General features: G+C 26.9%; 16 protein-coding genes, 1 pseudogene and 1 riboswitch. Of the genes and pseudogenes, 2 read left to right on the forward strand and 15 right to left on the reverse strand.

Annotated elements, in window-relative coordinates:
• Window positions 1-44: 44 nt before the first annotated feature.
• The 6 genes and pseudogenes from EK368_RS09375 to EK368_RS09400 form a co-directional block, all read right to left on the reverse strand.
• A complete protein-coding gene (locus EK368_RS09375; protein ID WP_129598837.1) occupies window positions 45-767 on the reverse strand; it encodes a peptide ABC transporter permease in 723 nt (240 codons plus the stop codon).
• A 102-nt stretch (window positions 768-869) separates the two neighbouring features.
• Window positions 870-1,058 (reverse strand): annotated as a pseudogene (locus EK368_RS09380) (YbaK/EbsC family protein); the annotation flags it as partial.
• Between the two features lie 31 nt (window positions 1,059-1,089).
• Complete coding sequence (locus EK368_RS09385; protein ID WP_129598839.1) at window positions 1,090-1,344, reverse strand: putative signal transducing protein; 255 nt, start codon at window positions 1,342-1,344, stop codon at window positions 1,090-1,092.
• A gap of 62 nt (window positions 1,345-1,406) precedes the next feature.
• A complete protein-coding gene (locus tag EK368_RS09390; protein WP_129598842.1) occupies window positions 1,407-2,330 on the reverse strand; it encodes a hypothetical protein in 924 nt (307 codons plus the stop codon).
• 122 nt (window positions 2,331-2,452) lie between these two features.
• A complete protein-coding gene (locus tag EK368_RS09395) occupies window positions 2,453-3,088 on the reverse strand; it encodes a DUF5412 family protein (protein WP_129598845.1) in 636 nt (211 codons plus the stop codon).
• A gap of 169 nt (window positions 3,089-3,257) precedes the next feature.
• Window positions 3,258-4,055: a lipid II flippase Amj family protein gene (locus EK368_RS09400; protein WP_129598848.1), complete on the reverse strand. Its 798-nt coding sequence runs from the start codon at window positions 4,053-4,055 to the stop codon at window positions 3,258-3,260.
• A gap of 291 nt (window positions 4,056-4,346) precedes the next feature.
• Here EK368_RS09400 and EK368_RS09405 point away from each other — a divergent pair, with 291 nt between their 5' ends.
• Window positions 4,347-5,237 (forward strand): MBL fold metallo-hydrolase, encoded by an 891-nt coding sequence (locus EK368_RS09405; protein WP_129598851.1) that lies wholly within the window; start codon window positions 4,347-4,349, stop codon window positions 5,235-5,237.
• Between the two features lie 5 nt (window positions 5,238-5,242).
• Here EK368_RS09405 and EK368_RS09410 read toward each other — a convergent pair whose 3' ends face one another.
• From EK368_RS09410 to rpsD, 9 genes are all read right to left on the reverse strand, one after another.
• Window positions 5,243-6,190 (reverse strand): acetyl-CoA carboxylase carboxyltransferase subunit alpha, encoded by a 948-nt coding sequence (locus tag EK368_RS09410; protein ID WP_202976458.1) that lies wholly within the window; start codon window positions 6,188-6,190, stop codon window positions 5,243-5,245.
• On the reverse strand, window positions 6,183-7,097 hold the full coding sequence (gene accD / locus EK368_RS09415) for an acetyl-CoA carboxylase, carboxyltransferase subunit beta (RefSeq protein ID WP_129598853.1): 915 nt from the start codon (window positions 7,095-7,097) through the stop codon (window positions 6,183-6,185). The genes EK368_RS09410 and accD overlap by 8 nt, the downstream gene beginning before the upstream one ends.
• Window positions 7,098-7,120: 23 nt before the next feature.
• Window positions 7,121-8,464 carry an acetyl-CoA carboxylase biotin carboxylase subunit gene (locus EK368_RS09420; protein WP_129598856.1) on the reverse strand — a complete coding sequence of 448 codons (1,344 nt, stop codon included), beginning with the start codon at window positions 8,462-8,464 and terminating at the stop codon, window positions 7,121-7,123.
• Window positions 8,465-8,468: 4 nt separating this feature from the next.
• Window positions 8,469-8,918 carry an acetyl-CoA carboxylase biotin carboxyl carrier protein gene (accB, locus tag EK368_RS09425; RefSeq protein WP_129598859.1) on the reverse strand — a complete coding sequence of 150 codons (450 nt, stop codon included), beginning with the start codon at window positions 8,916-8,918 and terminating at the stop codon, window positions 8,469-8,471.
• Window positions 8,919-9,046: 128 nt separating this feature from the next.
• Window positions 9,047-10,315, reverse strand: a complete 1,269-nt coding sequence (locus tag EK368_RS09430; RefSeq protein ID WP_129598862.1) for a hypothetical protein — start codon at window positions 10,313-10,315, stop codon at window positions 9,047-9,049.
• A gap of 160 nt (window positions 10,316-10,475) precedes the next feature.
• Window positions 10,476-11,165 carry a radical SAM protein gene (locus EK368_RS09435; protein ID WP_129598865.1) on the reverse strand — a complete coding sequence of 230 codons (690 nt, stop codon included), beginning with the start codon at window positions 11,163-11,165 and terminating at the stop codon, window positions 10,476-10,478.
• 2 nt (window positions 11,166-11,167) lie between these two features.
• Entirely contained in the window at window positions 11,168-11,725 is a 558-nt protein-coding gene (locus EK368_RS09440) for an ECF transporter S component (RefSeq protein ID WP_129598867.1), read from the reverse strand.
• A gap of 94 nt (window positions 11,726-11,819) precedes the next feature.
• A riboswitch (PreQ1 riboswitch) is annotated at window positions 11,820-11,863 on the reverse strand.
• 95 nt (window positions 11,864-11,958) lie between these two features.
• Entirely contained in the window at window positions 11,959-12,615 is a 657-nt protein-coding gene (locus EK368_RS09445) for a hypothetical protein (protein ID WP_129598870.1), read from the reverse strand.
• Between the two features lie 53 nt (window positions 12,616-12,668).
• Window positions 12,669-13,250: a 30S ribosomal protein S4 gene (gene rpsD, locus EK368_RS09450; RefSeq protein ID WP_129598872.1), complete on the reverse strand. Its 582-nt coding sequence runs from the start codon at window positions 13,248-13,250 to the stop codon at window positions 12,669-12,671.
• Between the two features lie 292 nt (window positions 13,251-13,542).
• On the opposite strand from rpsD, the gene EK368_RS09455 reads away from it, so the two are divergent.
• Window positions 13,543-13,731, forward strand: a complete 189-nt coding sequence (locus EK368_RS09455) for a small, acid-soluble spore protein, H family (RefSeq protein ID WP_129598874.1) — start codon at window positions 13,543-13,545, stop codon at window positions 13,729-13,731.
• The last annotated feature ends 41 nt before the right edge of the window (window positions 13,732-13,772 follow it).

The following is a 13,772-nucleotide window of genomic DNA, read 5'->3' on the forward strand; positions in this document are numbered from 1 at the left end:
TATTTTTATATATCCATGTTAACTTTTTTATTTTTTCCTTCATTCTACTTCAATACCCATCTTTTGCTTTGATGTACTAAATATCCTTGAAATTTTGCTTTTGCTTTATGTATTTTTAAATCATTATACATCAGATCCATATCTGTAAATTTACCTATTGTATGAATAGGAATCCAAATACTTCTCTGATCTTTATATGTTTTGTATACTTCTATCAACAATCCATCCTCAGACAACTTTAATAGTTTTTCTTTCAAATTAGATTCCATATCTACTAATTTTCTTTTTCTTAACTTTAATATAGAATTTTTAATAACCTTCTCAAGTACATGCCCAAATTCTTCTATATCCTTACAATAAATCTTCCCATACCAACCATCATCATGAGCACAATAAGCAAATCTATTATTCAGTTTTTCAAAAAATGGAGTTTTCAACGGTTTATACATATGAGCTAAATATAGTACTTCTGCTATGTCTTGTTTACTTAATTCATCTAGATTTTTTTCATCTTCAAAATCTACCCAGCAAAAGTCTCCATAATTATAAACCTCTTCTTTTGCTAGTTCTAAAACTTCTTCATCCTTTACATATTGAAATCCTGTTGGATAATGAAAATCTCCTAAATATTCATGTTTTAAAAGCAATATATGATCAATTGGATTAGGTAAATAATTGATAAAATCACGAAATTCTATACCATAAAAAACAAATGTTTTCTCATCTATATTTCCATTTATATAAATAATTTCTCTTAATCTTCTCATTTTCTTTCCCCTACTTTCTAAAAAAACATCTACTCCTGTAGATGTCTTTTAAATCTTTATGTCCCCTGTGCTACACCTTGACTTATAGACAAATATCCAATCATCTCCTTTTGTAACAATCAAAATACTTCTATCTTTTAATTTAAAAGCCATCGTTTTTGCAATCAGTTTTGGTTCTATTCCATGAGCATTTGCTGCTAATTCTACTGTTGCAGTACTTTTATCCATTTCATACGTTTTAAAGTTTAAATTTTTTTCCTCAAAAAATTTTTTAACACTCTCCAAAGAAATTTTCTTCATCTCCTAAAATTTTTGTACATTATTATAATACATCTTTTGCTCTATGTACATCTTCTACTTTTACATAAATATGATATGTACTTACTCTTTTTTTGTTGATTCCTATACTTACCTCTATTCCGCTCATATGATCATTATTTATTTTTGTCCTTACTTCAATTTGATACTGTTCAAGTATACCTTTTATTTTTGCATATTGTCCTACATCCTGGGTAGTATATATGTTTTTCCACTGATTCTTCAAAAATAAATTTTTAAATATTCTTTTAAATATCATTTTTTACTCCTCCTATACTCAAGAGTTTACTTCTTTATTTTCCATTCCTTTAAATACTACTTCTAAATAATCTTGTTTATAATTTCTTGAGCAATATTCACTTTATAATATCTTCTTACTAAAAAAGATTGTTCAAATGAATAAGTACAAAATACTACATAACCATCTTCATATATATCTAATGATGCAAAATTTCCTCCATCATCTAACCAAAACGTTCCCATCATATAATAATCTAGCTTTTCATTCCTTTTGATACAATTTAATGCCTCTACTCCTTTAATACTTTTTAGTGCGTTTTTATTGATTTGACTAACGATTTTTTCTATAAAAATATCATCATAGATAGTTTTGTCATTTTCATCTTTTTCATTTGAACCTCTTTTTTGTGCATATACTTTAGAAATTCCTATACTTGAAGGTTTTTTTATTTCTTTTAAGTCTTCTCCTCCTACTGTAGTATAAATAAAAGGCATAGTACTCCATTCTAAAAATACAACAAATATTACTATATTGACATATTTTAAAATTCTTATCATCTTATTTTTCTTTTTTTCTTCTTCTGTCATTTCTTTAGTATCTTTTATATCTTTATATACCATCCCCCCTATTCCTATGATCGTTAATAACAAATAAGATCCTATAAAAAAATAATAGGATAAATTCAATGAATATTCATTAGATAACAATACTCTATGTGCAGTAATTATAAATACAACAACATTTACTCCTTGAATCATCCATATTATATTTAAAAGCCTACTACATTCTTTTTTATTAATTATTTTCTGATAACTCATAGATGGAATCATAAAAAAAGATAATGCACAAAATAATATAAAAGCTATATCAGATAAATCCTTATTTATATTTGACTCTTTCCCTAATAAAATTACACATAAGCTACCTATAGAAAGTATAATAATGATCTTTTCAATAAAGCTTTTTTGTTTGAATTTATATATAATGGATTCTTCTTCATTCATCATATCCCCCCCCTTTAGTGATAAAAAAATATATAAAATTAATCTAATTCAACTTTTTTAGTTTTAATACAAAATACTTCTTATTCGTAATAATAGAAAGTTCATTTTCCTTATTAAAATTATTATTCTATTTTTATAACTTTATCTTTTATTTGAATAGAATTATTATCTATCCATCTTATATAAGGCTTGTCATTCCATGGTCCTATATAAATATTATCTTGTGTTTTAAATAATCCTAAATAAGTTTTTTCCAAAATTACTTTTACTCCTCCACCTATTGCCCCAAGATCTACAGATACTACCATAATCCTCTTTGTCTTATCATAAGAATAATAAGTCCTTTCTATTTTTTCCTCTCTAAAATCATCAAACATAGTAGTAATGGAGAATACTACTATACCTATAAGAATTATAAAAATATAAAATATCACATAAATTATTTTTTCATCTTCTTTTTTTAAAATTAATATAAACATCATTAAAATAATGGGAATAATTAGTAGCTTGTCTATAAATAATAGTAATATAGAAAGTATGGGTAATATAAAGATACAAATTTTATGAATTATATTATTTTTATTAAAATAAACAGATTTTAATGTAATTATAGATAAAACAAAATACAAACCGTAACAAATATATTTAAAATCTTGGGAATAAAAAGATATTCCTTGAAAAGATAATATAATTACGCCTATCAATACAAGCCCATATACTATAATCATATTCTTATATATCCATATTAGCTTTTTCATTTTTCCTTCATCCTTTAATGTTTATTCCATTTTCAGATATTATTTTTTTAAAAAATTGTATTTTAACTTCTTCTATGAATATTTCTGATCATTTTAGCAACCCCTTAATTTACTTTTAATAAACCAATAAAAAACTCCTAAATTATCTCCATTTTACTTCAATCTCCCTTTATTTATAAAAAAATGCTATAAACTTAGCTCCAGGCAAGAATAATAATTGTGCCAGTAGTGTTCCTAATAATTTAGTTCCAATTAGCATAATCACTAATGCCTTTACATCTTCATATTCCCTTTTTCCTCTATATGCTTCATCTGTTATTAATGCTGCTTTAGGATCTATAAATAATGTTAGTAAAATACTTGCTATCCCATTAATCATTCCAGATGATGCAGAAACTGCCAACCTATTTTCTGGTACATAAATACTTGCATAATATGCTGATAAAACCCCTATCGTATACACTCCTGTAATAAAAGTATTTAATAACAATAATCTTTTGGGAATATTTTTAAACCTTAATCCTATAAACATTTTTTTAGAAGGTCTTATTGTACTTTTAGTAATTCTTTTAATATTTGCCACACTTAATGATTGAACAACTAAGCTAGGTATAGATCCTGTCTCTTCTAATTTTAAAACTGCTTTTGAAAATAATTTTAAAAATGTAGGAATAAATAAAATTCCCATACATGTTCCAATAGTTGTAGCCAATATAACCTGCCTAATATCCATAATTGGGTCATAATTCATCTTGATACTTTTATCCATCAAAAGTCCAATTAATGGTCCTTGCATCATATTTGCTGTTCTTGAAATCAATACAATCATATTAAATAATGATATAGACAAAGCAAATTTACCACTTTTTACTGAATTTAATCGAACAGAGTAAGAAAGTGTATCAATAAAATGTATAATTATAGTGAATATGATTAATTTCCACAATAAATTTATCTCTAATCCCATAATAAACTCCTTCTTTTAACTAATATATTTCATATCTTTACTATAAATCATAGTCCTCATCTTCAATATATATACAATACCTAAGCATGTTCTTTATCATCTAAACCTATTTATAATTATAAAAATATCCACCTCTATTTTCACATTTTTCCATATATAATTCATTCGATATTATTTTACAATATCCTTCTTTCTTCAAATTTCTGTATTTTTTCTCTTCTATACTATGAATAAAGGATTTTTGTGTATTTATGTAGAATATCTATATATAAATAATTAAGGACGGTGATTATGATGTATTCTATAAAAGCAATAGATGGACTAAAAATTACAACTCTTGTAGAAAATCAAGTAGCATTTCCTAATGCATTACTGGCTCAACATGGTCTTTCTTTCTTAATAGATATTGTCTGTGGCAACATAAAAAGAAGAATTTTATTTGATGTAGGCCCATCTTCTGAAACTCTAATTCATAATATGAATCTTCTTAAAATAGATCCTAAAAGTATTGATATGATTTATTTATCTCATTGTCATTATGATCATACAACAGGACTTGTAGGCATTTTAAAAGAAATTGATAAAGATATTCCTATTATTGCTCACCCTACTTTATTTAGAGATACTTTTACTTGTAAAAACTCTTTTATTAAAAATATAGGTATAACTTATGAAAATAAGAAAGAAGAAATATTAAAGCATAAAGGAAAGCTTGTATTAGTCAACAAACCTTTTTCACTAATGGAAGGAGTTCTATCTACTGGTGAAGTAAAAAGAACTACAGATTTTGAAAAGAATTATCCAAATATGTATAAAATTGATGATGGTGAACTTGTTCCTGATATTATGTTAGATGATCAATCCTTAATCATAAATGTAAAAGGAAAAGGCCTTGTAATCATATCTGGATGTAGCCATTCAGGAGTTGTAAATATTATTAATCATACTAGTGATATTACAAATATTCCTAATATTTATGGATTTATAGGAGGTCTTCATCTATCTACTGCAGATCATACGATCATTGAAAAAACAGTAGATGCTCTAACAAAGACAAATATTGAACTTCTTTGTGCAGGTCATTGTACTGGCTTTAATGCTCTTTCATATTTGTCTCAATCCTTTGGAAATAAATTTGAACCTTTATATGTTGGAAAAGAAATAAAAATAGGAAATGAGTAGATATTCTACTCATTTCCTATTTTTCTAAACTTGTCATATCTTTGATTTAAAAGTACTTCATGATCTAACTTCATTAAACCATTTAACTCATCTACAATATAATCTTTTATCTTTTTTCCTACAAACTCTACATCTTTATGGGCTCCTCCTAAAGGTTCTTCAATCACATGATCAATAACCTTTAAATCTAGTAGATCTTTTGCCGTAAGCTTCATCATGTCTGCTGCTTTTTGAGCTAGTGACGAATCCTTCCAAAGAATACTTGAAAGTCCTTCTGGAGATATGACAGAGTAAATTGAGTTTTCAAGCATACATACTCGATCTCCTACTCCTAATGCTAGTGCTCCTCCACTTCCACCTTCTCCTATGACAATACAAATAATAGGAGTTTTTAACTGACTCATTTTTAGTATATTAGTAGCTATTGCTTCCCCTTGACCTCTTTCTTCTGCTTCTATTCCACAATAAGCTCCTGGAGTATCTATCAATGTAATGATAGGTCTTTTAAACTTTTCTGCTTGCTTCATAAGTCTTAAAGCTTTTCTATATCCTTCTGGATGAGCCATTCCAAAATTTCTTTGAATATTTTCATTTGTATCCTTTCCCTTTTGATGTCCTATAATTGTAACTGGTATATGGTCTATCATTCCGATTCCACCAATGATTGCAGAATCATCTTTGTAAAGTCGATCTCCATGAAGCTCCATAAAGGATGATGTGATTTTTTGTATATAATCTAAAGTAGTAGGTCTTTTAGGCATTCTTGCAATTTTTACTCTTTGCCAAGGCTTTAGATTAGAATAAGCATCTTTTTTCATTTGTATTAATTTGTTCTTTAAAATATCTATTTCATTAGAAAGATTTATTTCATTTTCTTTCGAGAAATTTTCTAGATCCACAATTTTTGCTTCTAACTCTAAAATAGGCTTTTCAAAATCTAAGATACTATTCATCCCTTTCACCTCCCACTTTATGAATCAATAATATTTCATGTAAAACTCTCTTCATATCTTTTCTATGAACGATTTCATCTACAAATCCTTTTTCCTTTAAAAACTCCGACCTTTGAAATCCTTCAGGAAGCGTTTGTCTTATGGTTTGCTCAATAACTCTTGGTCCTGCAAATCCTATCAACGCCTTAGGCTCTGCTAATATAATATCTCCAAGCATAGCAAAGCTTGCTGTTACTCCTCCAGTGGTAGGGTCTGTCAAAACAGGTATATACAACAATCCTTCTTCTCCTAATCTTCCTAAAGCAGCAGAAGTCTTTGCCATCTGCATTAAAGACAATATACCTTCCTGCATTCTTGCTCCACCTGATGCACAAAAGATCAGGACTGGAAGTCTTTTTTCTATTGCTTTTTCAATGGCTCTTGTAATTTTTTCTCCTACCACACAGCCCATACTTCCCATCATAAAATTTGAATTCATGACACAAAGTACAAGGGGTAAACCATTAATTTTTCCCTCGCCTGTAATGACACCTTCTAATTCATTGCTTTTTTCTTTTGCACTTTTAACTTTTTTCTCATATCCTTCAAACTTTAGTGGATCAAAGCTTGTCATATCTTTATCATATTCTATAAAGCTATTTTCATCTAATAAAGCTTTTATTCTATCTCTAGGATTTATTCTAAAGTGTTCTCCACAAATAGGACAAGTATATAAATTATTTTTTACATCTTCTTTTGATATTTTTTCTAAGCATCCTGTGCATTTGATAAAAGCTTCATCTTCTAATTCTTCTTGTATATTCTCAACAGGCTTTTTGATAGGCATGCTTATCATCTTTTTTGTCTCTTTATTTTCATATAAATGAACTGTTGCATACTTTTTTTTTCGAAATAAATCTTGTAACATTTTTAATCTCCCCTATATCCATACTACTTCATCATTTCTTTTCCGATAAAAGAAGTATCTATTTCATTTTTTAAAAACTTCTCATGATTTAAAATTTCCCTTTGAAAATCTATATTTGTATGAATTCCTATAATCACCATTTCATCAAGGGCTCTTTTCATTCTGCAAATAGCCTCTTGTCTATCTTTTCCCCAGACAATTAATTTTCCAATCATAGAATCATAAGTAGAAGGAATTTTGTATCCACTATAAATATGACTATCCATACGAATTCCATTTCCTCCCGGAATAAAATAATCTGTAATCATCCCAGGAGATGGAGCAAAATTGTTATTTGTATCTTCAGCATTGATTCTACATTCTATCGCATGACCATTTATTTTTATATCTTCTTGGGTAAATTTTAATTTTTCTCCATATGCAATTTTTATTTGTTCTTTGATAAGATCTATTCCTGTTATATATTCTGTGATAGGGTGTTCTACTTGAATTCTTGTATTCATTTCTATAAAATAATAATTTTTATGTTTATCTAATAAAAATTCAATGGTTCCTGCACTTACATATCCTACAGCTTTAGCTGCTTTTATGGCAGTATCTCCCATTTCTTTTCTAAGAGTATCATCAATCAAGCTACAAGGAGCTTCCTCTAATACTTTTTGGTTTCTCCTTTGGAGTGAACAATCTCTTTCCCCTAAATGAATAACATTTTTATGTTCATCTGCTAAAATTTGAAACTCTATATGTCTTGGCTCTTCTATATATTTTTCTACATACATAGAATCATCATCAAAAGCAGCTTTGGATTCTGATTTTGCCATGATGAAAAAATTTATAAAATCTTTTTCATCATAAACAAGTCTCATTCCTCTTCCTCCACCGCCACTTACAGCTTTGATCATCACAGGAAATCCAATCTCTTTAGCTACCTCTAAAGCTTTGTAAGGATCATTGGTAGCATCCTTTGATCCTGGAACAACAGGAACACCCGCTTTTATCATTGTTTTTCTAGCCTCAGCTTTGTCTCCCATTCTTTTTATATGTTCTTCTCTAGGTCCAATCAGCTTAATACCATTTTCTTTACACATTTTTGCAAGTTGAATACTTTCTGATAAAAATCCATATCCAGGATGAATGGCTTCTGATTTTGTAATCATTGCTGCACTAATAATATTTTTTATATTTAAATAGCTTTTAGATGATATAGCAGGACCTATACATATAGCCTCATCTGCCATATGTACATGAAGAGAATCTTCGTCAATTTCTGAATACACTGCTACAGTCTTTATTCCTAATTCTTTACATGCTCTGATAATTCTTAAAGCAATCTCTCCTCTATTGGCAATTAATATCTTTTTAAACATATAATTACCTCCTAATTCTCATAAGGGGTTGTCCATATTCTACAATATCTTCGTTTTCAACTAATATTTCTACTATTTGACCATCTTCTTCACTTTGAATTTCATTCATAATCTTCATAGCCTCGATAATACAAAGAGGCTCTCCTTTTTTTACAGTATCTCCTACACTTACAAATGGATCTGCATCAGGACTTGGAGTCATATAAACTACTCCTACAATAGGAGCTTTTACAATATATGTATCATCCGTATTTATTTCTAATTTTTCATTTACTTCTTGAATAGATGGTTTTATTTCACTCTTTTGTTCATTTATTTCATTTGTTTGATAGGTACAATCAGTGCTTATTCCTTTTGAAATACTAATTTTAATATCTTTTTGTTCTATATCTACCTTTTGGATACTTGTTTTATCTATAGTCAGTAATAATTCTTTTATATCTTGAATGTTCATAGATCTTCCTCCTATTTTTTACTTGGTTTTATTATCTGGTACTAATATTTGGTACTATTATAACATATAAAACTATTTTAAATCAATTTTATATAAAAAAACAAGAGTATATACTCTTGCCCTTAATTTTACTCATATAATCTTATATTTCTTCCAAAATATTTTTCCTTCCCTGTATCTCCATCAAACACCTTGCTATACAAAACACCATTTATATTCATTTGCACTTCATATTTTAACTTTCCTTCTTTCGTTCTAATTAAAATGCATTTTTTGATAAAATCTTTCTGAGGTATTTTAGAGAGTATTTGATCTTTATTATATTTAGGTGTAGGTATATTTTCATCAATCATTATACCTTCTATATAAAATGAATCTATATCTCCATTTTCTATAAGTCTTAATCCAAATATTTTTGTCTCATCATAAATATCTCCTATCTTTTTTATATAGTAATATTCCTTTTCTACAATATCTTTAGATTCATATAATCCATTTATATCTTCTTTCATTTTTATATATGAACCATCATCAAATTTACTAATAATTTTCTTTGCTATTTTATTTAATTTTTCTTCTGACAAATTTATAGGATCTCCTGTATAGCTACCTAAATCCATAGATACCCTGTTATATTTTTTATCATACTCCACACGATAATAAGTATGTTCTCTTATATAGATACGATCAAATTGATACTTTGTGGGATCATTTTGACTTTTTTCATCAAAGGATAATTCTACCTTTACTGGAAGTACTTCATCTACAATTTCCTGGGTAATTTTTTGAGCTGTTTTTAAATCTATTGAATTTTCTACTTCTTCAATTCGTTCCTTTTCTATTTCATCATCTTTTAAGATACTATATCTTTCATCTTTTAATATTTCATCTGCCTTTTTTGAAAAATCAATATATCTATTTTTTACTTTTTTAATTTCATTATTTATATTTAATTTTTTATGCAAATGAATAAGTTCTTCATTGTATGCAAATAGTGTGTTTAAATATTTTTCTTCTTCTTTATCTATATGATGATCTTTAAGAATATGTTGTATAGAGTTATTTGAATCATATATTATATCTAAATATTTATCTTGAATATTTACACCCTTTTTGTTAAAAGCATATTCATTGGATATTCTAAAATTCCATAATATTGGTCCATTGATCATATTCTCTTTCATTACTATTTCATATTCTTTTGGATTGGAAATCAATATTTTTGCAATAAAATCATTTATATTTTCCAATTCATCTCCAAAATAATCAAATTGTCTATGTAAATCTATATTTATATGATCAGCCAATTTTTTGTATTGATTTGTTCCATATTGTATTCCAAATTGTAGTGATACTAAAAGAATAAATATTAAAATTCTTTTTATTTTATTTTTCATCATATAATCCCCCTGTATCTAAACTTGCTCCTTCTCATTATTATTATACTACAAATTTGTATAATACTTCTATATATATTCGTTTTCTTTACAAATCATCTACTTTTTGATTTATAATTTAATATAAAAATTCTCATATTCAATTGAACATGAGAATTTTTTAGTCTCCTACTCCAAAATCTGTATTATGATACAAAACTTCTATATGAGGATTTTCATTTAAAAACTCATAATTTTTTATAAACCAACCTACTAACTCTTCATCTCTTTGAAGTTTACATGTATTTGGAATAAATACATTAATAGTAGCATAATCAAAATGTTTTAATATAATCTCTATATCCTTTTTAATCATATCCTTTGTTTGTCCCTTGATTCCTACCATCAAGCAAGGTGAATCAAAATATTTTTTTACTTCCTCTGCATTTTTAAAATGTGCATTTTTATTTAATATACTGTTTCTAAAATCATCATCAAAAGTTTCTATTCCTATTTTAAATACAATAGGAATTTGAAAAAAATCTCTCATTTCATTTAATCTGTTTTTATAACACCAATGACTTTCTAAAAATAATTTTTCAATTTTCTTTTCATGGATGACTTCTTTTATTTTTTTTAATGTATCCTTTGGAAGTTCAAAACAACTACCAGAATTGATAACCTCTAGTACTTTATATTTCCCTGTAATATTTTTTAAAACTTCAAAATTAATTTTATTCATTTTTTTTTCATCTTCTGAGTTGTCTAATATATAATCACAAAAGCTACATTTACCCCATATACAATGAAATCCTTTCAAAAGTACAATCTCTCTTTTGTTTTTATTTTCAATAACACTATATCGATCCATATTTAACTCCTTATAAGCTTTTCTTTTATATTCTGAGGCATACCCATAGTCATAGGGAGTACCAATGCTACTGCTACAAATTTATCTACATAATCTGTTGAAAATTGTACAATAAATACACTGATGACTTTATTTACTCCTATATTTGATAAAAAAGCTACAATATAAGAAGATCCTGATGAAGTCACTCCATCAAATACAAAAGCTGCAATACCTGCACCTACTAAAGATGAAAAAATAGAAATCACTAAAACTCCTATAGGCATCCTAAACTTTTTCATCCATCCCCTTTGGAATAAAACTCCACCTAAAAAACCTACAAAAATTTGAACAGGTGAAAAATATAAGGAATAAATATCAAAAGTCATACCGCTTATCAAACTTCCACCCACTCCTGTCAACACCCCATAATATGGTCCTAATATAGAAGCTACCATAATGGTTCCTATAGAATCTAATAAAATAGGAAGTCTTAAATTAAGAGCTATAAAAGCACCTACTATATTTAATGCTACTCCTAATCCTACAACAGTTACATGAAATGGTTTTATTTTTTGCATTTCATTTTTATTCTCCTTTTCTCATATTTGAGAACAGGGCTTTTTAAAAAAACAAAAAAAGCCGTCCCTAAGGATACAGCTATACTGTAAATATAAATCCTTAGTTTTTTATACTGGGAGTTCTCGAACCAGTCCTACCTTATGGTAGATTTGTGGACTTACATATTAAATTCACCTAATTATTATAACATATTTTTTTTAAATTAAAATCTCTTTGTAATAACAAAGAGATTTTAAGCAATACACCCTATTTTATTTTGAAGAAAATTCATAAAATTTTTTTTCATAAAAATACTGTTATGAATGTTTCCAAAAATACCATACAAATCTTGTTTAGACATTTCTATTTCTTCTTCTATAACTTCTATAAACTCACAATCCTGTACAATATGATCTAAAATCTCTATGGGCTTAAAGAAAATATTTATATATAATACATTTTCTTTGTCATTCCATATAGAATTAAATTTTTCACAAAATTCTTTTATCTTGTTTTTGCAAACAGCTTCCTCTAAATTCCAACATAATCTTAACTCTTTTATCATTTCTTCCATGATTTCTAGATCATATGTATTCATACTTTTTTCCTTAATATAGTCAATTAGTTCTTCACTAGAAAATATGGGAGTAATAATGTTTTCTAAATCCTTATTTAATATATAATAAAAAGCTGTTGGCAAATAAATATATTGTAAAAAACCTAAAATAGACTTCATATCTGGATAACAAGCCCAATTATTATCAAATACATCTCTTTTATAATCAATAATTGTTGTATTGATAAATATAGAATTTTTTTTATTATATGAATTCATAAAATATGAATTCCATATATTTCTGTTATTAATCAACATATTTTCCCAGTAATAATGACTATTATATTTACACATAATCTTTCACCCTCATTTCATAGAAAAAATAAAAAAGTCTTGGTTTTATTGGATTATTTAGAGAATAACTCTATCACTGCAACTTCATTTACTTCTATAGGTAGTTCTTCTCTATTTGGAATATTTACAAGTTGTCCACTAAAATTTTCATAATTTTTTTGTATATAAGGAAGTTCAAAAGTTCTTAATTCTAAAAAATTTTTTTGAAACATTTCATTTTTTCTATATTTTTCTTTTAGAGTTATTTCCTCTCCTACCTTTACTCGATAAGAAGGAATATCTACTTTTTTTCCATTTACTAAAATATGTCCATGATTTACCATTTGTCTTGCTTGACGTATAGAATTTGCAAAACCTATTCTATATACTAAATTATCTAATCTACATTCTAATATTTTTAGTAGTGCAACCCCTGGGTTTTCTTTGCTCTTCATTGCCTCTTGTACATATCTTTTAAATTGTCTCTCAAGTACTCCATAATATGCTTTGATTTTTTGCTTTTCGATTAATTGTACTCCATATTCTGATAATTTTTTATGTGTTGCTACTCCTCTTTTTAACGCTTTAGGATGGCCGTAAATATTTACTCCTAATCTTCTACTTAATTTAAATCTAGGCCCCATTATTTTTGCCATTTTAAACATCCTCCTAAATAATATAAACTTTGCCGCGGTACATATTGTACATGCTTTAGTATAACATTTTTGATAATGATTATCAATATCGTTATCTTAGTCTTCAATAAAAAATTTTTTTTTATTTTTATATGTAAATTTTTCACAACATGCTATGTATGATTCATAAATTTAAAATTTTTCCCATACCTATTCATTTTTTACATAAATATTAAATTTTCAACATTATATTTAAAATTGAATAGGAGATACTAATATAGAAAATAAATATTATATGAATAGGAGGATTTAAATGATTAAAAAAAGAGCAGAAGAAATTTTAAATGGGAATGACCATATTGAAGTACTTTATAATGGAGAGTCTGTGTGGCTTGAAAGTATGGAGAGTAATAAAATGATGGATGTGAAAGTTTTAGAAAATAATCAACACATTACAGTTCCTATTTCTGACTTAAACGAAACTGGAAGAGAACTTAAATAATATAACGCCCTCTTATGAAATTTTATTTCATAGGAGGGCGT

Origin of the sequence: Anaerophilus nitritigenes (genome assembly GCF_004138215.1) — a bacterium.
GTDB lineage: Bacteria > Bacillota > Clostridia > Peptostreptococcales > Thermotaleaceae > Anaerophilus > Anaerophilus nitritogenes.